The following is a 22,163-nucleotide window of genomic DNA, read 5'->3' on the forward strand; positions in this document are numbered from 1 at the left end:
TTGAGCCCCGAGGAACGAGCCTCCTGATCACCGGGTCTCAGCCGTGCTGAGGGACAGCTTCCGGGCCAGGGGGCGGTCGAAGTGCATGAACCGTGTGCTGCGACGACGGCGTCCGCAGCGCCAGCAAATGCCTCGGCCCATGCTCGACCTCAAAGGGAGGCTCTGGGCATGACTCAAAACTCCGGGGCTTGATGTCCTAATGGACACTATAGCACGCCCGTCAATCGCTTTCATCCGTAACTTCGAGACTTTTTTCGAACGCGGGGATGTGTTGTCGAGGATGTTGACTGAAGAGCACGCGGAACCCTCCCCCTTCGATCCAGACGAAGACAGCCTCGAAGTGCTCGGCTGGCAAATGGGACTGGGTATGCTGAACGGGATTCACCCTACGTGTTGACTGATGCCGATAATTTAAGTACATTTGAGAGAGGAAGCCCATGTCTCCGTTGCCGGAGAGGGGAGAGAGAAGCAATGTCTGGAACAGCAATTCAAACACCAACGAGCGCTGATCGAATCGAGTTAGCTCGCCAGCTCTATCGGGAGTTTCACGCCCGCTGTTTCTGGCATGCGCCCCGCGACCTTGTCATAACCGAAGATCGCATTCCCTTTGTAGTGAAGGGGTTGCGTGCTCATGGTGGGCATCGTGGCTTTGTTCTCGCTGGAAAACTTCAGCCAAGAGGGATGGCTTCGACGCTATCCCGGATTTTGGGTCAGGAAGTGCAGGAATGCCGCTAACCCCTTTCCAGAAAGGAGTGGCCCGCATTCTCGCGACGAACCGAAACCCAGAGAGTCATGTTGCGGGCGGTGCCGTCATCAATCGGGGAGAGACGGGACTTCGCTTCTCCGATGATATCGATATATTCCACGACATCGCTGCGAGCGTTGCCAGTTCTGCTAAAGCTGATGAGAAGTCGTTACAGCTTGCAGGCTATTTGGTGAAATGGAATCGCCGCACCGAAGGGTTCTTCAGCGCCGAGGTCAGGTGTGGCGAAGATCGCGTTCGGCTCGACTGGACATCGGACTCCGCATTCCGGTTTTTCCCTGTGCAGGCCGACGAAGACTTCGGGTACTGCCTGCATCGAGCCGACTTGGCTACGAACAAAGTTTTGGCTCTTGCCGGTCGTAGCGAGGTTCGCGACTTCCTCGACATTCTTCAGCTTGACCAGGACTATCTGAGCACAGGCGCGATCATATGGGCGGCTTGCGGCAAAGATCAAGGATTTACCCCGGACTTGCTCCTCGGTCAGGCAAACCGGCATACCCGCTATAACGCGGGTGATCTGGAAAACGAGAGCCTTGCGCGGCCAGTTGACCTCAAGGCATTGAAACGGCAATGGCTCGCGGCAAAAGAGCGAGCCGAAACGCTGTTTGCCCTTCTGCCCGAAGAGGAACTCGGCTGTCTCTATCTCGATTGGGAAAACAGGCCAGTGACGCCTGATCCGAATTGCCCCGATTTCTCCGCGTTGACACGCCACTTCGGTAGCGTTCGAGGGGCATGGCCGCAAATCTCCTGAGTTCATTCTTACGCCGATTGCAGACTCACTGCTGTCTCTCTTTTTTTTATTTTAATAATTCCGCGCAACGAAAAACCCCCGGTTTCCCAGGGGTTTATGTCTCAGTGTGCCCGGCAGGAGTTGAACCTGCAACCTTTGGCTTCGGAGGCCAACGCTCTATCCAATTGAGCTACGGGCACGTCGCACCCACGGATTACACTCGATGGAGCCCCCAATGTCAAGGGGCGAGATCGGCTGTTGGCCTGATTGCGGTTCGGGGCCCTGGGGCTATCGCGCGGCCTTGGCTTCTGAGAGGGTTTTGACGGGCTTGACGGGGTCGCCGTCTTTCAGTTCGTCGAGGGTGCGGAAGGGGCCGACGATGACGGGTTCGCCCGGTTTCAGGCCGGAGAGGATTTCGACCTTGCGCTCGTCGCTCAGGCCGGTTTCGACGGGGCGGGCGCGGGCGATGCCCCCTTCGGTGACGAAGACGATCTTGATGTAGCGGAGCTCGGCCTCCTGGGCCTTTTCGCCGGGGGAGCGGGCGTTGCGTTCGGCCCAGGCGCGGACGCTCGGGGTGTTGGGTAAATCTTTGCGGCGGCGGTGGACGACGGCCTGGGCCGGGACTCCCAGCGCGGAGGAGGCGCGACGGACCTCGATCTCGACCGTCGCGGTCATCGCCGGCCGAAGCGCGGACGTAGAGTCGGAGTGCGCGCTGTCAGCGGCTTCGTCGAGGCGGATCAAGGTCTCGAAGCTGACGACTTCGTCCTTGGTCTTCCCCTTGGGAGCCACCATCTCGATCGTGCCGGCGACGGGGTGGAGCTGGTCGGCCTGGAGGTAGACCAAGGCCGGCTGGTTGCGGCGGACCAGGGGGACGTCGGTCTCGTCGACATCGGCCCGGACGCGCATTCGGTCCATGTTGCTGATGGTCATGAGGACCGAGCCGGGCAGGTTCGTCGTCCCTGCGATCACGACCTCGCCGACGTCGACGTTGACCCCGGCCACCATACCGTCGATCGGGGCCTTGATCGTGGTTCGGTCGAGGTCTTGCTGGCTGGTCCGGCGCATTGCTTCGCTCTCGATCAACTCGTGACGGCTCATCGCCAGCGCGGCCTGGGACTTGGCGACGGCCGTGCGGGCGTCGGCCAACTCGTTGGGGGCCGTGAAGCCTCGGTCGGCGAGGGTGCCTGATTGCTTGGCGTCGCGATTGGCCTTGGCCACGTCCGACCCTGCCTGCTCGATCGCCGAGCGGAGCCGCTCGATCCGCGCCTTGGCCGAGTCGAGCCGGGCCTTGGCGTCGGTGTCGTCGAGCTGAACGAGCACGTCGTCGGCTTTGACCGAGTCGCCGTCCTTGACCTTCACCGCGATGACGCGGCCGACGAGTTGGGAGGCGATCTCGGCTTCTTCCACCGCCTCGACCTTGCCCGGCGCCGCGACGGTCTGGATGATCGCGCCGCGGGTCGGTGGCTCGACGATGACTTCCCGGGCCGGCGGCGCGACCAGCCGCCAGTCGATCTCGAACGCGCCGGGATCGCGCCGAAGGTTGGCGGCGGCCAGCCCCGCGACCAGGATTCCCAGAGCGATTGTCACTGTGACGATTCGAAACATCTTTGTTCTCTTGTGCTAACGTCGAGCGCACCTCAGCCCGGTACGATCACCAGTCTCGCCCCGGACCCGAGCACCAGCCCGAAGGTGATCCGGGCTGCCGCCTCCACGAGCCAGAGCAGGGCACAGATCAGCACGGCGGTGGCCAGGTTGACTTGTCCTCGCCGCCAGCCGCCGCGCGCGAGCACTCCCCATCCCAGGACTGCGAACAGGTCGAGCTGCCGGAGGGCCAGCCAAGCGGCGGCGGGGTAGACCCCTGCGGGTAAGAGCAGGGTCGGCGAGGTCTCGATGTCGCTCCGTCGGAGCGCGATCATGAGGGCCACCTGGACCGCCAGGCCGAGCACCCAAAACCCTTGCGCTGTGGCGCATTCGCTCAGGGCCAGCTCATAACGAACCGGACGTCCCACCAGGGCTGCCACCGAGGCGAAGAGGGTCGCCGCTGCCAGAGCGCGCGCGGCCAGGGTCAGGGGCTCGACCAGGAAATCTCCCAGCCAGGCCAGCGTGGTCCAGAACGAGAGGGTGTCGTGCTGCGTCTGGATCGCCCGGCGGATCAGGTCGTCGCTCACCTCGCCGACGCCTCGCGACTCGACACGTGCAGCGCCCTGCTCGACCCCCTCGGTCAAGGGGCCCGTCCGGAACCCGGTGAGCCAGGTCAGTCCGTTCAGCCCGAGGACCAGGGCACCCCAGAGCGCCAGGGTCAGCCCGAACCGCGAACGATCCGAGGCGGCTCCGGCCCGGCTCGACGATCCCATGCTTACCGCCTCGACCATGGCCAATACGAGGACTCCGCGAGATCGGGCATCGCTTCGGCAGCAGTCCCCGCGTCGACGATCGACCTCAAGGGGGCCGCCATCGATACCCGTCGATGCCGTCGCTGGTTTCGGTCTTTCTCGGGAGTCTTTCGCGTTTCCTGACCGGTTTCGAGGTCCTGGTCTCAAACCGTTGGGGAGGAGGAGGTTACCGCAAGCAGCGCGTCGATGGTCTGTTCCAGGAGCGGGACGCCGCCGAACTGCATGCCCAACGCTTGCAGCTTGGTGGTGACGATCTGGTTTTTGGGGGCGGAGGGGGTGCCCAGGATTTCGCCTCCGGCTCCCGAGCGCTGGCGGGCGATCGTGGCCACTTCATACTCGGAAACGTAGCGGTCGCAGCAGTTGAACGCCTGGCCGGTGATGGCCTTGGCGTCGGCGGCCAGGAGGAGGGCGACCGCCTGGGCAACGTCGGTGACGTGGACTTCCTTGCCGCCGCGCCGGCAATCCACTGTCTCACCTCGCGCCACGGCGGCGATCAGGTTGAACCACTTACTCTTGCGAGCGGGGTGGGCCAGGCCGTAGATCCCGGTCGGGCGGAGAGCGCAGATCGGATAACCTTGCCCCTGGCCATAGCTGCGGACGAAGGCTTCGAGGGCCGCCTTGTGGGCCCCGTAGTGGCTGGCCGGCCAGAGCGGATGGGTCTCGTCGAGCGGTCGGTCGCCGAGGATGGTGTCGTAGACCGCGCAAGTCGAGATGAAGACGAACCGCTTGACCCCGGCCGCGCGGGCGGCCTCGATCAGGCGGATCGTCCCCATGAGGTTCGTCTCCAGGAACGGGATGAGGTCTCCCTCGCCCCCCATGAAGCCGCCGGAGGGATGATAGAGCGCGGAGTGGACCACGGCATCACAGCCTGCGACCAGGTCCTGCGCGGCCTGGTCGTTGCCCAACTCGCCCGGCACCCAGGTGAGAGAAACCTGGAACGGCTCCAACCCCTCGTGGGAACTCGAGGGGCGGTGCCAGCAGCGGAGGTGATGCCCGGCGTTGGCCAGGTTCGCAACGAGAGAGCGGCCGAGGAACCCTGTCGCGCCGGTCACACCAATCCGCATGGTCGATCCTTTTTTTGGTTTACTTCGCCATCAGCGCCCGGGCGCCGTCGATGACCTTGTCCCACTGGAAGGCGGGGCCGGGGTCGGTCTTGTTGGTCTGGATGTGATAGTGGCCCAGGACCCCTTGGAAGCGGTCGTACTCGGCGTTGGGCAGCGTCTTGGTCAGGAGGGCGCCGGCCTGGTCGCGGGGGTACTCGCACTTGATCTTGGGGAAGACGGTGCAGAGGGTGGCGGTCAGCTTGGTCAACGAGTCGTACTGCTCGGGGGTCAGGTCGTACTGCTGGAGCTTCTGGCCGTGGATCGTCCCGACGACCGGCTCGGTTCGGCTCGGCCGAGGCACCCAGGTTGGGTTCTCACCCCGCTTGTGTTGCGCCTTCAGCTCGTTGTCGGGCAGAATGATCTGGACCTGGCCGTCCGAGTCGCGGCGGTACCACTCGTCGAACGTTTTGGCGCCGCCGATCGGGTAGGCCCCCATGTTGGCGATCTCGATCCCAATGGAGCGGCCGTTGGCCTTGGTGGCGTGCCAGGCGCCTTCCTTCAGGTCGAGGGTCTGGTAGATCGTGCCGTCGAGGTCGAGCATGAACTGGACGCTCAGGCCTCTCTTGTCGTGGAGGACCTGGAAGCAACTCTGGCTCGTGCCGGCGACGTCGTAGTGGATCACGAACTGATCGACGACGTTCTGAAGCGAGGTCAGGTCCCAGCCGCCGCCGCGCACCTGTTCGGTCTGCTCCGGCGTGAGGGGCACCTGGCGCACACCGAACCCGATGGTGACCTCGTTCCGTTCTTTCACCTTGGCCTTCTCCCGGACATTCACGACCGGGCCGAACCGGCGATCGACCCGGTAGGCGTCGTATCCGCCCGGATCGGTCCAGAGGACGACCGGTGCGGTGGTGTGGAAGAGTTGGCCGCAGACGACGATCTCGTCTCCCCGGCGCGGTAGTTTCTCGCCCACCTTCGGCTCGTCGGCGGAGGCCGAAGCCCCGAACCCAAGCAGCAAGAGCAGGCCGGTTCCCAGGAGAGTTCGGCGGTCGACCGCCGAATTACGAATGCTCAACAGAACATTGGTCATAGTGTTCGTCATTTGGATGGGTTATGAGGAAACGGAAGGTTTGATCCGGCCGAAAGGCCGTTCATGACTTCACCACGACGGGGAGAGTGTTCGTGGAACAGGAGATGCGTTGGCCGTTATCTCCTCAAACAATCATGGCGAACCCGCCGCAAAAAGGCCAGCCCTTATGCGATCAAGTTGCGACAAGCGGACGGACCCATCCTCCAGGCTCGTCGAGCCTGGCCCGGAAGTCGAGCAGGCAGTCGGCCAAGGGACGCATCAAGCCGGGGAGCCAGGCGTCGAGCCGAGGGGTGAGCAGGCCGCTCTTGAGCGGGCGAGGGGCCCCCTGGCCGAGTTCGGCGGTCGTTCTGGCCTCGATCCGTGCGGCGTTCAGCCCGAAGGAGTGGGCCAGGGCCTGGGCGAACGCGACCCGGTCCATCAGGTCGGGGCCAGCCACGTGGACGAGGCCCGACCGACCCTGCTCGATCAGCCTGACCATCGCCTGCGCAACGTCGGGGCCGTAGCTCGGGGTCGAGACCTGGTCTGAAGGGCAGGGGAGGGAACGCCCTTCGCTGAGCGCTTTGGCAAGCTGGTACGCGAAATTCTTCCCTTGCCGCTCGGGGCCGTAGACCCAGGTGGTGCGCGCGACCAGAAGCAGGTCGCCCAGCGCGTCGGCCAGGGCTTGTTCGGCTTCGAGCTTGGCCTGGCCGTAGACGGAAAGGGGCCGAGGCGCGGCGGATTCGGCGTAAGGACCGTCCTGGCCGTCGAAGACGTAATCGGTGGAAAAGTAGACGAAGCGCGCGCCCACCTCGGCGGCTGCTCGGGCCAGGTTCAGGGGCTGTTCGACGTTGGCGGCCCGCGCTTTTCCGGGGTCACGTTCGCAGCCGTCGACCCAGGTGAATCCGGCCGGATAGAAGACCACCGATGGATTCTGACTTCGCACCCAGTCGGCCGCCGCTGCTGAGTCGGCGGCGTCGAGCGGGGTCAGGCCGGGGAACGCCGTCGTGGCGAACGTTCCGGCCGCGTCGTGCCCGCGCTCGGCGAGCACGCGGAGCAGCCAGCCGCCAAGCTGCCCCGACCCGCCGATCACGGCCGCGCGCATCCGGACGGCGGCGGCCGTCGATCGGTGGCTCATCTCAGTTGAACCCCTTGCGGCGGACCGTGCTGTACCGCTGCAGCGACTCTTCGATGATCGGCAGGGCGAGATCGGCTGACTGGATCTCGTCGACCGCGACGTCCTTGCCCTCGAGCTGCTTGTAGTCCTGGAAGAAGCGGCGGAGCATCGTGAGGCGGTGAGGAGGGAGATCCAAGGCGTCGTGGAAGCTGTTGAATTCCGGGTCGCCCACCGCGACGGCGAGGATTTTGTGGTCGCGCTTGCCGCAGTCGATCATCGTCATCAGACCGATCGCCCGGGCGGTGACCAGAGTCATCGGCGCCACGGCTTCCTGGCAGAGCACCAGGACGTCGAGCGGGTCTTCGTCTTCGGCGTAGGTCTGGGGGATGAACCCGTAGTTGGCCGGGTAATAGACGGCCGAATAGAGCACCCGGTCGAGCCGAAGCAGGCCCGTGCGCTTATCCAACTCGTACTTGACGCTCGACCCCATCGGGATCTCGACGAGCGCATTGAACTCCTGGGGCAGGTGCTCGCCCGGAGTGACGTCGTGCCAGGGATGAAGCATGAGACCCTAATCGTTTCGAGGTAATGCCTGCTCGAACCAAAAATCCAAGGCCCCCTATCATACCAGACCGCCGCCTTGACGGCCAACGATCGATCTCGTCGCCCCCCTCCAATCGCATACAACCCCGATCTTCGAGCCGCCTTGGTCCGGGGAGCCTTACCACCGTCTAAGGAGGCGACCGTCGTCTGAAGGACTCTTCCTGAATTCATGATTCTTTACAGGGTGAGCCGGCGAAAATGCCAATCTCTTATCACCATGAGCCTGCCGCAATGAGCCAACAACCGGGTGCCCACTTTGGGACCTGGGGCGAACCTGGAAAGGATGCCAGGACCCCCTAGGGATTTTTCTTGCCTGTAAATCCGAAGGAAGATCGAAATGGACTCGATGCTCCGTCGCCTGATCGCCACCTGGATCAAGAGCCAGGAACTCGCCCCCCGCCGTGATCTCGCCGCAGCCGTGCGCTGCGAGTCGCTCGAGGGTCGCCAGCTCCTCTCCACAACCACCCTGCTTCGCGGTCACATGGGGATGCCTTCTGCCCCAACCACCCAGTATGGTCAGCTTTCCACCACAAGGGGGACGATGGTGGGGCAGAATGTTCGTGGATTTGGCGGCGGAGCTGCCTCGTCCTCGGCTTTCACGCAAACCGGGCAGCCCGGGAATTTCAGGGGCCATAGCTACGCGTTGGCTGGCGGCGTGGGACGTGGAGGACTCTCCGCCAGGAACAGCCAGGCAGTTCGTCCGTCCTGGCAGAACCTTCCGAATACCACTGCGACCGCCACTCCGAACACCACCGCCATCACGACGCCCGCCACTCTCACTGCGACCCCGGATGCGTCCGATACGACTTCGGCCGTTAGTACCGTCGTGGCCACCGATAGCACGGGCGTTCCCCCCGAGGCCTTGGCGACGGACGCCACAACACTCCCGGCGAACTCGGCCGACGGCACCATGGCGCCGGTCCAGCTTGCCCGCACGCTCCCGGCGATGGGAGGAGGCTCCTTCAATGCGATGCCCAGCGGGCCGATGGGGGGCTGGTTCGGTGGTCAGGCCGGAAACCGGGAGCCGGTGAGCTTCAGGGGGGCCCTCGGCCAGCCGACCAACGTGACCGGCGCCCAAGGGGGGAACACGAGCACGATCACCAAGACGGGGCCCAGCGAGGCGGTGAAGCAGGGTTTCGAGAAGCTTCAGACCGATCTCCAGGCGATTCAGGACAAGTCGGAAGTGACGCCGAAGCTTCTGGCCGCCGTCCGCAATGACTTCGACGCCATCCAGAAGGCGGCCACGACCGACCCCGACCAGGATGCGCTCAAGGCTCTGAACGCGACCGTGGAGTCGCTCGACGGCCAGATCCCGACCGACGCTCAGCAGGCCCAGCTCGTCGCGGACTTCACGGCGGTTCTCAAGAGCCAGGGAGTCACCGACCAGACCCTGATCGACACGGCCGTTGCTGATATCCAGGCCGTAGTCGCCGCCTCGCATGTCACGTCCGACGACCTGGCGACCATCGCGGCCGACCGGGAGGCGATCACGAAGGAGATGAACGCCGATGCCGGAGAAACGACCTCTGCGATCGCTTCGACCGATGACGTGGTCGGGAGCCTCTTCGCCGGCCTGACCGGCGGATTCGATTCGGGAGCCCCGATGGCCGGTCTGTTCGCCGGTGATATGCCGGGCGGCCCGGTGAACGCTTTCCCGGTCGCCTTCTCATCGGCCGGCGGCGTCATGATGGATGGCGGCGGCCCGATCACCGCTTCGCTTGGCGAGGGCGGGATGGGTGGCCTAATCAAGGTCTCGCACGGCGGTGCCATGATGGATGGCGGCGGCCAGTTCACCGCTTCGCCTGGCGAGGGCGGGATGGGTGGCCTAGTCAACGTCTCGCATGGCGGTGTCATGATGGGGGGCGGTAGCCAGTTCGGTCCGTTCAGCGTGACCTCCACTCGCGCAGCCGGTGCGAGCGGCCAGGCCTTCCAGTTCAATGGTTCGCCCAACGGTGGAGGGCCAGGGGGCCAGTTCGGCGGTCGATGGGGCCGTTGATCCCAAGGGACGAGAGGTTTGATCCAGGCCCGCGATCCATCTCCGGGCCTGGAGACTCCTCCGGCTGAGCCTTGCAGACCCCCGTAAGGGCGTCGAGTGTGGGGCGAGGGGCGTCAGTCTCTCGCCCCACGACTCGACGCTCCTTGTTCTCATTGATGAAGAAGGTGGCCGCTATAATGCCCGCCGCGACGGCGATCAGATGGAGTTTGATCTGCATGGATTTATTTCTGCCTCAAGCTGAAAAAGCGATGTCATGCATTGGAATGCAAATTTCCTCACAGCAGTCAATTGCTGACGCCCTCGGTCGAGTGGACCGCCGATGGTGCGACCATTTCGTTGACGTCATCCAATTGATGCGTCGCGCCTGCGTGATCGTCTCCAAGTATCATGGCCAGCCAGCGCGACGAGACGATCCGGTCCACGAGCGAATCGACCAGTCGTAACGTCATCAACGTCACGATCCCGGTCAACGCATTTAGGGCGCTCGCCTCGAATGTCGTTCGGATGATCGTATCGAATACCTTCGCGTGCATCGCATGGCCTCCTGGTCTCTCCTTCATTTCTGCCCGGCCTTCCCGTGCATCCGAAGATTACGGGTCGTGCCTGAGATGACCGTTAGCCGGAGATAAAATCCCACTCATTTTCGAGCGATTGTGGGGCGGATTCCCCCATGGGGGATTTCGGCAATATCGTGCGGAAATCTGGTGCGGCTCCGTGGCGCGTCCTTCGGCGAAAAGGATTATCACGTACTGGAACTGAGTGTCTGTCTCGGAAGGTCAGGCTTCACCGGGAAAGGAAGGGCGCTGGGGTGCCACGGGTTCCGTACTCGGACCCCGTGCGCCCAGCCCAAGGAATTCCCGCACGGGGTCCGAGTACGGAACCCGTGGCACCCGAAAGATTATTGAAAAATACCGATAGGATTCGCCTTCTGGGACAGACTCTGATCGCGTAAAAGTGCCCCCCCGCAGCCTCCTCCGTTACCGTGAACATTCCCGCAGGGAGTGTTCACCTCACGGAGGGTCAAGGATGTGCTTACGTCTGGACGACTACGGAGCCATTCGGAGCGGAGGGCGCGACGCGATGGCAAGTCCATCCGCCAGATCGCGAGCGAATTCGAGCATTCGCGAAACACCATCCGGAAAATCCTCAAGCAAGCCGTTCCCTACCTCGCTGCCTTATCCGGCTCGACCAGGCCCTCCGCCTCCCGTCGCAGGATGTGGTAGATCCAAGCCTCGCGGTCGATGGTAGGCGACCGCCAGTTGTAGGATTCGATGGCCGACGCGAGCGACTTGGCGGCCTTGTCCTTGTGTCCCAGGCGGTGTTGTGCCATGGCCGTGAGAAGCTGAGGACAAGGCCCCATTACTGCCGAAGCCTCGGCCTGTAGGATCGCGATGGCGCTGTCGAGGCGGTCCAGGCGGTATTCGGCCAGACCCTTGGCGAAGAGGAAATAGGGGTACGTCCAGGTCAGGGGTTTTGTTCTGGCGTCGGCGATCGCGCGATCGATCAGGAGCGCGGCCCGGCCCGCCTCTTCGGGCGTTGCGGGGAGGAGGAGGCAGGCTCGCCCAGTGCGCTCGGCGGGCTGTGGGTCGACAAGCTCTCCGAAGCGGTCGAGCAAATCGCGGCGAGCCACGCGATAGTCCTCTTTGAGACCGAGGAACAGGCAGAATTCGGCATAGCCGTCCAGGGCATCGATGCTCTGGGGGTTTGCCTCGATCGCAAGTCGCCAGGTGGTTCGCGCCTCCTCGGGGTGGCCGAGGCGCATGAGCGTCGTTCTCAGGCCCGCCTGGGCGATCGCGAGCTTCGGGTCGATCGACACGGCCTTGCGATATTCGGAGAGAGCCTCGTCGTGCTTGGCCCCGGCGGCCAGGGAGTCGCCGAGGCCGGCGTGGAGCAAGGCGTTCGCTGGGTTGGCTCCCAGCCCTAAACGGAGTTGCTCGATGGCTTCGTCGGCCCGCCCGGTGGCCCTCAGGACGTGGCCGAGATTGTAGCTCGATGTGGCGGCCGTCGGGTCGATCCGCAGAGCCGAACGAAAGTACTCGATGGCCTCGCCCGGCCTGCCGGAGTCGGCCAGGCAGCGGCCCAGATTGTTGTAGCCGATGGCTGCGTCCGGCCGGATCGACAGGGCGGCTTGCAGGTAGCGGATTGCCTCCGAATGCCGCCTGGCGCGGCCCAGGACGGACCCGATCGCGAGGTTCGCCCAGAAGTCGCCGGGCCGGGCCTGCTGGACCCGTGTGAGGAACGGGACCGGGTCCCCGCCCGTCGCACTGACGTCCTCGGCGATCGCCAGTAGCAGCGTCACAGGCTGGTTGTCCACCGGCGCCGCCGCGATGAGCCGTTCGAGCGCGGTGCGGCTTCTGCGGACTTCCGGGTCGCGGGCCTCGGCGACCCAGCCCGACTGTTCCCGGTCTGCCAGCCGCGCCACCCGGAGGAGCCATTCCTTGCGCGGTGCGTCGGGCGATGGGACCGGCCAATCGTCGAGGGCGTCCACCAGGGCCCTGCGGGCGTCGGACGCCCGAATCCGCGTCGCGACGGCCTCCGGCTTCTCGTCGGGTCCGCCCAGCCCGAACCGGCGGAATGCGGCTGCGTAGGCTTCGCCCGCCCCCGTGTAATCGACGACGCCTCCGATGCTCCTGGCTCGCCTCAGGCGGATGGCGTCGAGTTGCGCCACCAGCTCGAGATTGCGGCGGCCCTGGTCGAGGGCCTGTTGCAACTCCGGCGTCCCCCGCTTGCCGAGACGTTCCTCCGCCCGCTCGAGTGCCGAACCCGCCTCGGCCCAGGCTCTCCGCTCGAGCTCTCGGGCCATGTCCTTCAGGTCATCCTTCGCCGCCCGTTCATTGGCCGCTTGCTCGGCCGCGGCCCGTCGGCCGACTGCCTCCCGTTCGCCCGCCAGCCACAGGCCGACACCGGCCAGGAACGCCGCGAGCAGGACGACGCAGGCGAGCAGCGCTGAGGTTCCCGGGTTGCTCTGGATCCGCCGCCTCAGCCGCTCGATCCTGCCTTCGGGTCTCGCCTCGATGGCTTCCCCGTCCAGGAAGCGTCGCAGGTCCGCGCCCAGCAACGCGGCCGAGGGATACCGCCGCATTGGGTCTTTGTTCAAGCATTTCAGGCAGATGATCTCAAGGTCTCGAGGGACCTTGGCGTTCAGCCGCGCTGGGGGCGCGGGGTCCGACTGGACGACCAGCCGGGCCGTTTCGGTCGGAGTCTCCCCCCGGAACGGCGGCCGGCCGGTGACCAGTTCGTAGAGGATCGCGCCCAGGGCATAGACGTCGGTGGCTGCCCCGACCGCCTCCTGTTCTCCAGCGGCCTGCTCGGGGGCCATGTAGCTCGGGGTCCCGATCAGGACTCCGTCCATCGTGAGGCCCGCCGCATCGTCGAGCCGGCGTGAGAGGCCGAAGTCGCCGATCTTCGGAGTGCCGTCCGGTTCGAGCAGGACGTTCGCCGGCTTCAGGTCGCGATGGATGATCCCGACCGAGTGGGCCGCGTGGACGGCCCCGGCCAGCGGCAAGAGGAGCGATGCGGCCTCGCGCGGCGTCGTGGGCTTTGCCGTCTGGGCCAGGCTGCCCCCGGCGATGAGTTCCATCGAGTAGTAGGGACGCCCTTCCGAGTCGCCCACGTCATAGATCTGCACCACGTGGGGGTGCCGGAGGGCCGCAACGGCCTCGGCCTCTCGCTGGAATCGCTCGCGCGACCTGGCATGGGCCCCGGCGACGGCCATCTTGATCGCGACGACCCGGTTCAGTCGCAGGTGGCGAGCCCTGTAGACGACCCCCATCCCGCCTCGACCCAGGAGGCCCTCTACCTCATAACCGGGGACCTGCGGCAGGTCGGCGGCTTCTCGATCCCTCGTTTCCTTCTCTTGCCCTTCCCGCTCGGGCGGGAAGCAGAGGTCGAGCTCGGCTTCGAGATTGCAAACCTGCCGCCATCGCTCCCGCAGTTCCGGCAGCAATTCCGGGAAATCGCCGCAGACCTCTTCCGGGGTCAGGCCCGAGTCGTAGAGTTCCTCGAGCAGCTCACTCACCCGCAAGTCGATCGACACGACGCCTCCCCTCTCGGGCCTCCCCGGCCACGGTCACGACAGTCGTCGGCGCTCCACGTTTTTCGGGGCATCAGGCCCGAACGAATCGGGAGGCTGGAGGTCGTTCAGTGCCTCCGCAAGTTGGGCGAGCCCTTTGCGCAGCCTCCGCTTCGCCGTCGATTCTGAGATTCCGAGCACCTCGGCGGCCTCGGGCATGGTCATCCCCTGGATGCGGACCAGGTCGAACACCTCGCGTTCGTCGTCGGGGAGGTCGTCGATCGCCCGGAACATCCGGCGCCCGTCCACCGTCAGGCTGGACTCGCTCCCGCTCGGCGCGGGGACCATGCCGTCCAGGAACTCCACCACGGCCGGACGCTCATCTAAGCGTCGGGCCAGGTCATTCAGCTCCCAGCGCATGTGCTGGCTGGCCAGGGCGAAATACTCGCGCACGCTCGCGGGCCGGGCCTCGCGGAGCGCCTTCATCAGCCGTTCCACCACGGCGCCGAGCAATTCCTCCGCCTCCAGGTTCAGCGGCGGCCGCATCAGGCGGGGGTAGCTCCGGGTCAGGAGCAGGACGCAGAGGCGCCGTAGGCGGCAGGCGGAGCGTTCCAGCAGGGCCCGGACAACCGGCTCGGAGGGGGCGTCCTTGGCGAGTTCTTCGAGGATGCGCTGAACGACGATGGTGGTGGGTTCATGATCCATGGCGAGCCCTGACCGCGACTTGTGGCGTGACTTGGGATTTTACCAAGATGCGTGAACCCCCGCCACGCTTAGGGAAGGAGCGTCCCGATCGGCAGTCCCCTCCACTCCGGGAGATCGAGCCTTGTCGCATCCGATCCACAGTCTGCTTACACCCGAAAATTGCACGGTCGTCTTCATCGATCACCAGCCACAGATGGCCTTCGGGGTGGCGAGCATCGACCGCCAGACCCTACTCAACAACACGGTTGGGCTGGCCAAGGCGGCCAAGGTGTTCAACGTCCCGGTCATCCTGACCACTGTCGAGTCCGAGAGCTTCAGTGGAAACATGTGGCCGCAGCTCACCGACCTGTTCCCGGGCCAGAAGCACTTCGAACGGACCTCGATGAACTCCTGGGAGGACAAGGCTTTCGTCGCCGAGGTCGAGCGTCTGGGCCGCAAGAAGCTGGTCATCGCTGCCCTGTGGACAGAGGTCTGTCTGACGTTCCCCGCGATCCAGGCCATGGAGGCGGGCTTCGAGGTCTACGCCGTCGAGGACGCCTCGGGAGGGACCAGCGAGGCGGCCCACCGCTGCGCAATGCAGCGGATCGTCCAGGCCGGTGGTGTGCCGGTCACCTGGCAGCAGGTGCTGCTGGAGTTCCAGCGGGATTGGGCGCGACGTGAGACTTACGACGCGGTTATGAAGATCGTGCTCGAGCACTCCGGCGCCTACGGCCAGGGGGTCGAGTACGCCTACACGATGGTCCACAAGCAGCCGCCCATGGGCCTGCGGCACAAGGCCGAGAAGTGATGTCCCAGGCTGGGACCATGATGGACGTCGCGCCCGGGGGGCCCGCGTCGCCGGGTAGGGCGCTGAGCGTCATCATCCGGCGGGTCGTGCGTGCGGGCCGTCAGGCCGAGTTCGAGGCCGCGGTGCGAGCTTTCTCGCCTGTGTCGGTCGCGTTCACGGGCCATCTCGGGGTCCACGTCGTCCCGCCGCCGGATGGGGGCTGCGAATACGTCGTCATCCTCAGCTTCGCCTCAGAATCGGTATGGCGGGAGTTTCAAGCCTGGGATCGGTATCAGGCCTGGCTCGAAGAGATCCGGCCGCTCCTCACCGATGCCCCTTCGGTCGAGGAGGTGTCCGGCCTGGAGACCTGGTTCCGCCTGCCGGGCGAACGCACGCTCGTGCCGCCCCCACGGTGGAAGATGGCGCTCGTGACATGGGTTGGGGTCTGCCTGACGGTTGGGACCCTCGGTGTCGTCCTGCGTCCGCTGATTGCCGGATGGCCCTGGTGGGCGAACCTACTCGGCTTCAACGCGGCCGTCGTCGGGGCCCTGACCTGGGGTGTCATGCCGGTGCTGTCACGGGCGATGCGGGGCTGGCTACGCCAGGATCCGGCCCCTGGCGGGTAGCCCGCTGCCTTCCACTTCGAGGAGACTGGGAGGTTGGTGACTCGCCAGGGGGCTAAGAAAGGAGTAATCATGTCATTGCAATCGGCCGACCTCATTCTGCACAACGGGGCGATCGCCACCCTCGACATGGCCCGTCCCGAGGCGACTGCCGTCGGGATCCGCGACGGCAAGGTCCTCGTCGTCGGCACCGATGACGAGGTGATGGCGACGCGGGGCCCCTCGACACGTGCGATCGACCTCGGAGGCCGCCGGGCCATCCCCGGGCTCAACGATTCGCATCTGCACCTGATTCGGGGTGGCCTGAACTATAACCTCGAGCTGCGGTGGGACGGCGTGCCCTCCCTGGCCGACGCGATGCGGATGCTTCGCGAGCAGGCCATCCGGACGCCCGCACCCCAGTGGGTACGCGTCGTAGGGGGCTGGAACGAGTTCCAGTTCGCCGAGCGCCGGATGCCGACTCTGGCCGAGATCAACACGGCCGCCCCCGACACGCCCGTCTTCATCCTCCACCTCTACGACCGTGCGCTACTGAACGCTGCGGCCTTGAGGGCGGTCGGTTATTCGAAGGACACGCCGGATCCGCCGGGGGGCGAGATCCAGCGCGACAAGCAGGGCAACCCGACCGGTGCCCTGATCGCCCGGCCCAACGCGATGATCCTCTACTCGACGCTCGCCAAGGGCCCGAAGCTGCCGCCGGAATACCAGATGAACTCGACACGGCATTTCATGCGGGAGCTGAATCGGCTCGGCGTGACGAGCGTGATCGACGCCGGCGGGGGCTACCAGAACTATCCCGACGACTACGCGGTCATCGAAGACCTGCACCGTCGCGGGGAGATGACGGTCCGCGTCGCGTACAACCTCTTCACTCAGAAGCCGAAGGGCGAGTTCGAGGACTTCTCCCGATGGGTCGGCATGACCCAGCCGGGGGCTGGCGACGACTATTACCGGATGAACGGCGCAGGCGAGATGCTCGTCTTCTCGGCTGCGGACTTTGAGGATTTCCTCGAACCCAGGCCCGACCTGGACCCCGGCATGGAGGGTGAACTCCATCGGGTGGTCAGGCTCCTGGCCGAGCACCGCTGGCCGTTCCGCCTGCACGCGACCTACGACGAGTCGATCGGCCGATTCCTGGACGTGTTCGAGGCGGTGGACCGCGAGGTCCCGTTCGAAGGCCTGCGATGGTTTTTCGACCACGCCGAGACCGTTACCGAGCGGAACCTGGAGCGGATCAAGGCCCTCGGCGGCGGGATCGCGGTCCAGCACCGGATGGCGTTCCAGGGCGAGTATTTCGTCGACCGCTATGGGGCGGAGGCGGCCGAGCATACCCCGCCGGTCGCAAAGATGCTGGCGATGGGTATTCCCGTCGGGGCGGGGACGGACGCGACCCGAGTGGCGAGCTTCAACCCCTGGGTCTCGCTCGCCTGGTTGGTGAGTGGCCGGACCGTCGGCGGGCTCGCCCTCTATCCCGAGGCGAATCGTCTCGATCGCGTCACCGCGCTCCGCCTGTACACGCGGGGCTCCGCCTGGATGTCGGGCGAGGAGCAATCCAAAGGGGTGATCGCGGCCGGCCAGCTCGCCGACCTCGCCGTGCTGTCGGACGATTACTTCGCGGTGCCGGAGCACGAGATTCGGGGCATCGAATCGGTCCTGACCGTGGTCGGCGGCAAGGTCGTCTACGGCGGCGGGCCGTTCGACGCCGTCGCCCCGAAGCCGCTCCCGGTCATGCCCGACTGGTCGCCGGTCGGATTCTATGGAGGCTACCATACCCAGGCGATGCGGACTTCTTCCGAAAAGATCCGTCAGGCTCCTCACTGCTGTCGCGCGGGGAGTATGCATACGCTGCTGCACAAGCTGCTCAGTCCCTCGAAGCACGGGGCAAGAGATCCATTCTGGGGCGAAGGATGCGCGTGCTGGGCTTTTTGATCGGGGGCGAGCGGCGATGAGGAGAACGACTGACAGCCCGTTCGTCCAGGGAATGAGACGGGCCCACCTTGAGGTCAGGCGGTACGCCTTCCTCGCCGCTTGCACGCTTGGCCTGACGGGCGTTGCGACGCCCGCCCTCGCACAGCAGGCCGCGGGCTCGAACGTTGCCGCCCCCGGACCCGACGATGGCGCGCAGGCCGCGAGCCGTCCGCTTGCGGGCGGCAGCGAAGTCCCGCGCCTCGGCCCAGGGCAGGCCGCTGTTTCCGCGTCGGTCCCCGGCGTGACTGGCTCGGGGTCGCACTTCAAGCTGCTCCGCTATGAGGAGGATTTCAGCTTCCTCGCCGATCCTGCGAAGCGGACCGATTTCTTCGACCCCATCAAATACATCCCCCTGTTCGGTCGGGAGGGCCACTACCTGACCTTCGGCGGCGACGTCCGGGAGTGGTTCGAGTCGTATCACAATGACTCGTTCGGGGAAGGTCCCGGGAACGCTCAGGGTTACAACACCTACTTTCTTCAGCGATACATGCTCCACGCCGACCTCCATCTCGGCGACCGATGGAGGGTGTTCCTCCAGTCGATCAGCGGATTCGAGGACGGCCGGATCGGCGGCCCGCGCCCTGATATCGACGTCAACATATTCGACGCCCACCAGGGGTTCGTCGACTGGACCTGGAGGGCGGATGAGTCGGAATCGTCGGTGACCTGGCGGCTCGGCCGGCAGGAGTTCCGGTACGGGAGCGGCCGACTGATCGACGTCCGGGAGGGACCGAACCTCCGGCGGTCGTTCGACGGAGCGCGGGCGCTGGCGAAGCTCGGGGGCTGGTCGCTCGACGGATGGTGGGCGAAGCCGGTCCTGAACAACCCTGGCGTCTTCGACGATGATCCCAATCCCGACGTCTCGTTCTGGGGCCTTTACGGCGTCCGGGCGATCGGCGACGGCTCGCTCTCGAACGTCGATCTCTATTACCTCGGGTTCAGGAACCTCGCCGCGAGCTTTGATCAGAATACGGGCCGCGAGCTCCGGCACTCGATCGGGACGCGGCTCTGGGGCCGGCCTCTGCCTTGGGAGTACAACCTCGAATACGTCTATCAATTCGGCGACTTCGGGGCCGGGCGGATCAGCGCATGGACCGCGGCCAACGCGGTCCGCTACAACTTCACCCAGACGCCATTCAAGCCGGCCCTGGGCGTGCGATTCGACGCCGCGAGCGGCGATCGGAACGCCAACTCCGCCAACCTACAGACGTTCAATCCGCTGTTCCCGTCCGGGGCCTACTTCAACCTGACCGGGCCGTTCGGACCCCAGAACATCATCGACCTGCACCCTACCCTGGACCTCCACCTCCGTGACGACCTGCTCCTCTCCGCCGACTGGACCTTCTTCTGGCGGGAGAGCCTGGACGACGGGGTCTACAGGCTCTCGGGGTCGCTGATCGCCAGCGGCCGGGACAGCAGGGCCCGGTATATCGGCTCGAGCCCGGCGCTGACCGCCGTGTGGACTCTGAATCCGCACGTGACGCTCCTCGCCAGCTACGTCCACATCTTCCCCGGCGAGTTCATCAAGGAGACGACGCCCGGGAAGAGCGTCGACTATTTCACGACCTGGCTGACCCTCAAATTCTGACGAACTGTCGCGAGGAAGATTCAATGCGAGGAATGATTGCGATTTTGGCGTTCACGCTCACGCTCGGGTTTCCGGCCCAGGCTCCGGCACAGGCGAAGCCCCCTGCGGAGACACGTCTGGTCGGGCCGGGGGAGACCTCGCTGATCGTGCGGATGCAAGGCCCGTATGACGCCGACGTGCCGCTCCAGGTGGTCTGCTATTTCAAGCACACCCCTGACTCCGATGCACGGATGACCGGCGCCCCGGTCGAACTCGACAAGCATCTCGGCGGCCTCATCGCCTCGCTCCGGTCGCGCGGGGAATTTGGCGGTGACGAGCTCGAGACCATCCTCTTCGACGTCCCCCGGGGCACGATCAAGCCGGCGCGTTTGCTGCTCATCGGGCTTGGTGACGAGTCCTCCCTCTCACTCGAGAGGATGGAGCGGGTGGGGCGCGTCGCCCTGCGTGAGGCCGTGAAAATTGGTGCGACGAAGGTCGCCTTCGCGCCGCTGATCCGCGACCAGGGGAACACCAAGATCGGGACCGGGGCCGTGGAGAACGCGGTGACCCGAGGGATGCTGCTCGCCTACGGCACAGAAAGGCGGCTACAGCGGGAAGGGTTCGCGAGGCCGTACACGCTCGAGGAATGGGTGATCGAGGCGGGACCTGCCTACTATGACGAGACCGTCGCCGGGGTGAAGAAGTCGATCGCCGAGGCCAAGGCTGTGGCCCGTCCGTCAGAGCCCTATTCGACGAAGGGCAAGCCATAAAAGAGGATTGCGGCGGCTCTCCACCTCGGCGCGGCCAAGGAGATACTTATGAGGAATCCCATCGACCTCTTCACACCGATCAAGATCGGACCGTTCGAGCTCCGCAATCGGATCATCATGTCGCCGATGACACGCCTTCGGGCCGACGAAGCGTGCGTACCGACCGAGATGATGGTGCGTTACTACACCGAGCGGGCGACGGCGGGCCTGATCATCACGGAAGGGACGCACCCGAGCCCGTTGGGACGGGGCTATACGTATTGCCCGGGCCTCCATAACGCCGAGCAGGCGGCCGGATGGCGCAAGGTGACCGACGCTCTGCACGAGGCCGGTGGCCGGATCTTCGTCCAGCTGATGCATGCCGGGCGGGTGTCGCATTCTTCATTGCTGCCCGGCCGTGCTCTGCCGGTTGCCCCGTCGGCTGTCCGCCTCTCCGGTCTGGTCCACACCTTCTCCGGCAAGGTGCTTTTCGAAACGCCGCGTGCTCTCGAAACCGAGGAGATCCCTCAAGTCGTCGAGGAATACCGACGGTCCGCCGAACTGGCCGTCGCCGCCGGCTTCGACGGGGTCGAGATCCATGCGGCGACCGGCTATTTGCCCAACCAGTTTTTGGTCACCAGTTCGAATCGCCGGACCGACGCCTACGGGGGGCCGGTCGAGGGCCGCGCCCGATTCCTGCTGGAGGTTGTCGAGGCCGTGGCCAGCGTGCGTGGGGCCGACCGCGTCGGGGTCAAGATCGCCCCGGCTTCACCGTCAACGAGATGGAGGACGACGACCCGTCCGAGACGTTCACACACGTCGCCCGCGCGCTCGCCCCCTTCGGACTCGCGTACCTCCACGTCGGATACGATTCCGGCTACAGCCGGGGCGGTTCCATGCCGGGCCTCAAGCCGGTCGACCTGATTCGCGCGGTCTATCCGGGGACGTTGTTGGCGGTCGGCGGATTCACCCGGCAGAGCGGCCAGGAGGCGATCGCCTCGGGACGCGCCGACGCGATCGTGTTCGGGCGACCGTTCATCGCCAACCCCGATCTGGTAGAGCGGTTTGCCCGCAACGCCCACCTCAACCTGCCGGACAGCGCGAACTTCTATGGTGGCGATGAGCGTGGCTACACCGACTATCCGACGCTCCACTGAAGTCGTATCTTTATGACTATCGTGATTCTCTGATTTGGGAGATGCGTATGGCAAATCTTCAAGGCAAAGTAGGTCTGGTCACGGGCGGTGGGACCGGCATCGGTAGAGCGACCGCTATCGCAATGGCCAAAGCCGGGGCCACGATCGTCATCGGGAACCGGGACGCCTCCAAGGGGGAAGCTGTCGCAGAGCTCATCGTCCAACATGGGGGCCGGGCCTGCTTCCAGCGGACGGACGTGGCGCGGCCGGAAGACGTGAAGTCGCTCGTGGAACGCGCCGTCAGCGAGTATGGGAGGCTCGACCTGGCGTTCAACAACGCCGGGGTGGACGGCGAGCAGGTCCCCCTCCACGAGCAGGACATTGCCAAGGCGGCGGCGCTCTTCGACGTGAACATCAAGGGTGTTTTCTACTGCATGAAATTCGAGATTGAGCAGATGCTTCGCAACGGCGGTGGGGCGATCGTCAACACCTCGTCGATCTTCGGGCTCAACGGATACCCGGGCTGGTCCCTCTACGTGGCCTCGAAGCACGCCGTCACCGGCATGACCAAGGCCGCCGCCCTGGATTACGCAAAGCTCGGAATCCGGGTGAACGCGGTCGGCCCGGGCCCGGTGGAAACGCCGCTCCTGGCCAAGGGCACCGGCGGCAACCCACACAGCTATGCCGCCTTCGTCCCGATGGGGCGCATCGGCCAGCCGGAGGAGATCGCCGACGCCGTAGTCTGGCTGCTCTCGGACGCGGCCAGCTACGTCTCTGGGCACACGCTTCCGGTCGACGGCGGCGTCTGCTCGCAATGAGATTGATCGGATCGACCCGGTGGTGCGGCAACATCGGTCGCGAAGGTTTCTCCCGCTGGAATTCCTCGCGGGCCTTGCCAAGTGCCGCAATTTCCTTGGGACTCTTTT

At 65.4% G+C, this 22,163-nt stretch carries 17 protein-coding genes, 1 tRNA gene and 1 pseudogene; 9 read left to right on the top strand and 10 right to left on the bottom strand.

Translation table 11 applies throughout. The features are described 5' to 3' along the window. Positions 1-725 precede the first annotated feature (725 nt). Positions 726-1,514: a hypothetical protein gene (locus tag SINAC_RS21665; protein WP_015247730.1), complete on the top strand. Its 789-nt coding sequence runs from the start codon at positions 726-728 to the stop codon at positions 1,512-1,514. Positions 1,515-1,619: 105 nt separating this feature from the next. Here the strand turns inward: SINAC_RS21665 and SINAC_RS21670 are convergent. The 7 genes from SINAC_RS21670 to SINAC_RS21700 all read right to left on the bottom strand — a co-directional run bounded on the left by SINAC_RS21670 (position 1,620) and on the right by SINAC_RS21700 (position 7,677). Beyond that, a tRNA-Arg gene (locus SINAC_RS21670) sits at positions 1,620-1,693 on the bottom strand. A gap of 88 nt (positions 1,694-1,781) precedes the next feature. Then, on the bottom strand, positions 1,782-3,098 hold the full coding sequence (locus SINAC_RS21675) for an efflux RND transporter periplasmic adaptor subunit (protein WP_015247731.1): 1,317 nt from the start codon (positions 3,096-3,098) through the stop codon (positions 1,782-1,784). A 32-nt stretch (positions 3,099-3,130) separates the two neighbouring features. After that, a complete protein-coding gene (locus SINAC_RS21680; RefSeq protein WP_237722858.1) occupies positions 3,131-3,865 on the bottom strand; it encodes a hypothetical protein in 735 nt (244 codons plus the stop codon). A gap of 164 nt (positions 3,866-4,029) precedes the next feature. Next, the gene (locus SINAC_RS21685) at positions 4,030-4,950 is read right to left on the bottom strand and encodes an NAD-dependent epimerase/dehydratase family protein (RefSeq protein ID WP_015247733.1); all 921 of its coding nucleotides are present in this window, start codon (positions 4,948-4,950) and stop codon (positions 4,030-4,032) included. Positions 4,951-4,969: 19 nt separating this feature from the next. Then, positions 4,970-6,019 carry an N-acetylmuramoyl-L-alanine amidase gene (locus tag SINAC_RS21690; protein WP_015247734.1) on the bottom strand — a complete coding sequence of 350 codons (1,050 nt, stop codon included), beginning with the start codon at positions 6,017-6,019 and terminating at the stop codon, positions 4,970-4,972. Between the two features lie 172 nt (positions 6,020-6,191). Then, positions 6,192-7,133: an SDR family oxidoreductase gene (locus SINAC_RS21695; protein WP_015247735.1), complete on the bottom strand. Its 942-nt coding sequence runs from the start codon at positions 7,131-7,133 to the stop codon at positions 6,192-6,194. A gap of 1 nt (position 7,134) precedes the next feature. Beyond that, positions 7,135-7,677, bottom strand: coding sequence for an inorganic diphosphatase (locus tag SINAC_RS21700; RefSeq protein ID WP_015247736.1), 543 nt, complete (start codon positions 7,675-7,677; stop codon positions 7,135-7,137). A gap of 375 nt (positions 7,678-8,052) precedes the next feature. On the opposite strand from SINAC_RS21700, the gene SINAC_RS21705 reads away from it, so the two are divergent. Beyond that, positions 8,053-9,711, top strand: a complete 1,659-nt coding sequence (locus tag SINAC_RS21705; RefSeq protein ID WP_015247737.1) for a hypothetical protein — start codon at positions 8,053-8,055, stop codon at positions 9,709-9,711. A 284-nt stretch (positions 9,712-9,995) separates the two neighbouring features. On the opposite strand, the gene SINAC_RS21710 is transcribed toward SINAC_RS21705, so the two are convergent. The 3 genes from SINAC_RS21710 to SINAC_RS21720 form a co-directional block, all read right to left on the bottom strand. After that, positions 9,996-10,244 (bottom strand): hypothetical protein, encoded by a 249-nt coding sequence (locus SINAC_RS21710; protein WP_015247739.1) that lies wholly within the window; start codon positions 10,242-10,244, stop codon positions 9,996-9,998. Positions 10,245-10,873: 629 nt separating this feature from the next. Beyond that, positions 10,874-13,747, bottom strand: coding sequence for a serine/threonine-protein kinase (locus SINAC_RS21715; RefSeq protein WP_015247741.1), 2,874 nt, complete (start codon positions 13,745-13,747; stop codon positions 10,874-10,876). A gap of 33 nt (positions 13,748-13,780) precedes the next feature. Continuing rightward, complete coding sequence (locus tag SINAC_RS21720; RefSeq protein WP_015247742.1) at positions 13,781-14,428, bottom strand: RNA polymerase sigma factor; 648 nt, start codon at positions 14,426-14,428, stop codon at positions 13,781-13,783. A gap of 121 nt (positions 14,429-14,549) precedes the next feature. Between SINAC_RS21720 and SINAC_RS21725 the strand changes: the two genes are divergently transcribed. From SINAC_RS21725 to SINAC_RS21755, 7 genes and pseudogenes are all read left to right on the top strand, one after another. Further along, positions 14,550-15,215 (top strand): hydrolase, encoded by a 666-nt coding sequence (locus tag SINAC_RS21725; protein WP_015247743.1) that lies wholly within the window; start codon positions 14,550-14,552, stop codon positions 15,213-15,215. A 17-nt stretch (positions 15,216-15,232) separates the two neighbouring features. Further along, positions 15,233-15,820: an antibiotic biosynthesis monooxygenase gene (locus SINAC_RS21730; RefSeq protein ID WP_244884897.1), complete on the top strand. Its 588-nt coding sequence runs from the start codon at positions 15,233-15,235 to the stop codon at positions 15,818-15,820. Between the two features lie 69 nt (positions 15,821-15,889). Continuing rightward, on the top strand, positions 15,890-17,746 hold the full coding sequence (locus SINAC_RS21735; RefSeq protein WP_015247745.1) for an amidohydrolase: 1,857 nt from the start codon (positions 15,890-15,892) through the stop codon (positions 17,744-17,746). Positions 17,747-17,762: 16 nt separating this feature from the next. After that, the gene (locus tag SINAC_RS21740; RefSeq protein WP_015247746.1) at positions 17,763-19,373 is read left to right on the top strand and encodes an alginate export family protein; all 1,611 of its coding nucleotides are present in this window, start codon (positions 17,763-17,765) and stop codon (positions 19,371-19,373) included. A gap of 23 nt (positions 19,374-19,396) precedes the next feature. Next, entirely contained in the window at positions 19,397-20,122 is a 726-nt protein-coding gene (locus SINAC_RS21745) for a M17 family peptidase N-terminal domain-containing protein (protein WP_015247747.1), read from the top strand. A 48-nt stretch (positions 20,123-20,170) separates the two neighbouring features. Beyond that, positions 20,171-21,258: pseudogene (locus SINAC_RS21750) on the top strand (alkene reductase). A gap of 47 nt (positions 21,259-21,305) precedes the next feature. Then, positions 21,306-22,055 carry a glucose 1-dehydrogenase gene (locus tag SINAC_RS21755; protein WP_015247749.1) on the top strand — a complete coding sequence of 250 codons (750 nt, stop codon included), beginning with the start codon at positions 21,306-21,308 and terminating at the stop codon, positions 22,053-22,055. The last annotated feature ends 108 nt before the right edge of the window (positions 22,056-22,163 follow it).

The organism is Singulisphaera acidiphila DSM 18658 (genome assembly GCF_000242455.2).
Taxonomy (GTDB): Bacteria; Planctomycetota; Planctomycetia; order Isosphaerales; family Isosphaeraceae; genus Singulisphaera; species Singulisphaera acidiphila.

What these genes read in the sequence shown, in the direction of transcription:
- SINAC_RS21665 (WP_015247730.1), top strand. Translation starts at nt 726, where the DNA reads ATGCCGCTAACCCCTTTCCAGAAAGGAGTGGCCCGCATTCTCGCGACG.
- SINAC_RS21675 (WP_015247731.1), bottom strand. Translation starts at nt 3,098, where the DNA reads ATGTTTCGAATCGTCACAGTGACAATCGCTCTGGGAATCCTGGTCGCG.
- SINAC_RS21680 (WP_237722858.1), bottom strand. Translation starts at nt 3,865, where the DNA reads ATGGTCGAGGCGGTAAGCATGGGATCGTCGAGCCGGGCCGGAGCCGCC.
- SINAC_RS21685 (WP_015247733.1), bottom strand. Translation starts at nt 4,950, where the DNA reads ATGCGGATTGGTGTGACCGGCGCGACAGGGTTCCTCGGCCGCTCTCTC.
- SINAC_RS21690 (WP_015247734.1), bottom strand. Translation starts at nt 6,019, where the DNA reads ATGACCAATGTTCTGTTGAGCATTCGTAATTCGGCGGTCGACCGCCGA.
- SINAC_RS21695 (WP_015247735.1), bottom strand. Translation starts at nt 7,133, where the DNA reads ATGAGCCACCGATCGACGGCCGCCGCCGTCCGGATGCGCGCGGCCGTG.
- SINAC_RS21700 (WP_015247736.1), bottom strand. Translation starts at nt 7,677, where the DNA reads ATGCTTCATCCCTGGCACGACGTCACTCCGGGCGAGCACCTGCCCCAG.
- SINAC_RS21705 (WP_015247737.1), top strand. Translation starts at nt 8,053, where the DNA reads ATGGACTCGATGCTCCGTCGCCTGATCGCCACCTGGATCAAGAGCCAG.
- SINAC_RS21710 (WP_015247739.1), bottom strand. Translation starts at nt 10,244, where the DNA reads ATGCACGCGAAGGTATTCGATACGATCATCCGAACGACATTCGAGGCG.
- SINAC_RS21720 (WP_015247742.1), bottom strand. Translation starts at nt 14,428, where the DNA reads ATGGATCATGAACCCACCACCATCGTCGTTCAGCGCATCCTCGAAGAA.
- SINAC_RS21730 (WP_244884897.1), top strand. Translation starts at nt 15,233, where the DNA reads ATGATGGACGTCGCGCCCGGGGGGCCCGCGTCGCCGGGTAGGGCGCTG.
- SINAC_RS21735 (WP_015247745.1), top strand. Translation starts at nt 15,890, where the DNA reads ATGTCATTGCAATCGGCCGACCTCATTCTGCACAACGGGGCGATCGCC.
- SINAC_RS21740 (WP_015247746.1), top strand. Translation starts at nt 17,763, where the DNA reads ATGAGGAGAACGACTGACAGCCCGTTCGTCCAGGGAATGAGACGGGCC.
- SINAC_RS21745 (WP_015247747.1), top strand. Translation starts at nt 19,397, where the DNA reads ATGCGAGGAATGATTGCGATTTTGGCGTTCACGCTCACGCTCGGGTTT.
- SINAC_RS21755 (WP_015247749.1), top strand. Translation starts at nt 21,306, where the DNA reads ATGGCAAATCTTCAAGGCAAAGTAGGTCTGGTCACGGGCGGTGGGACC.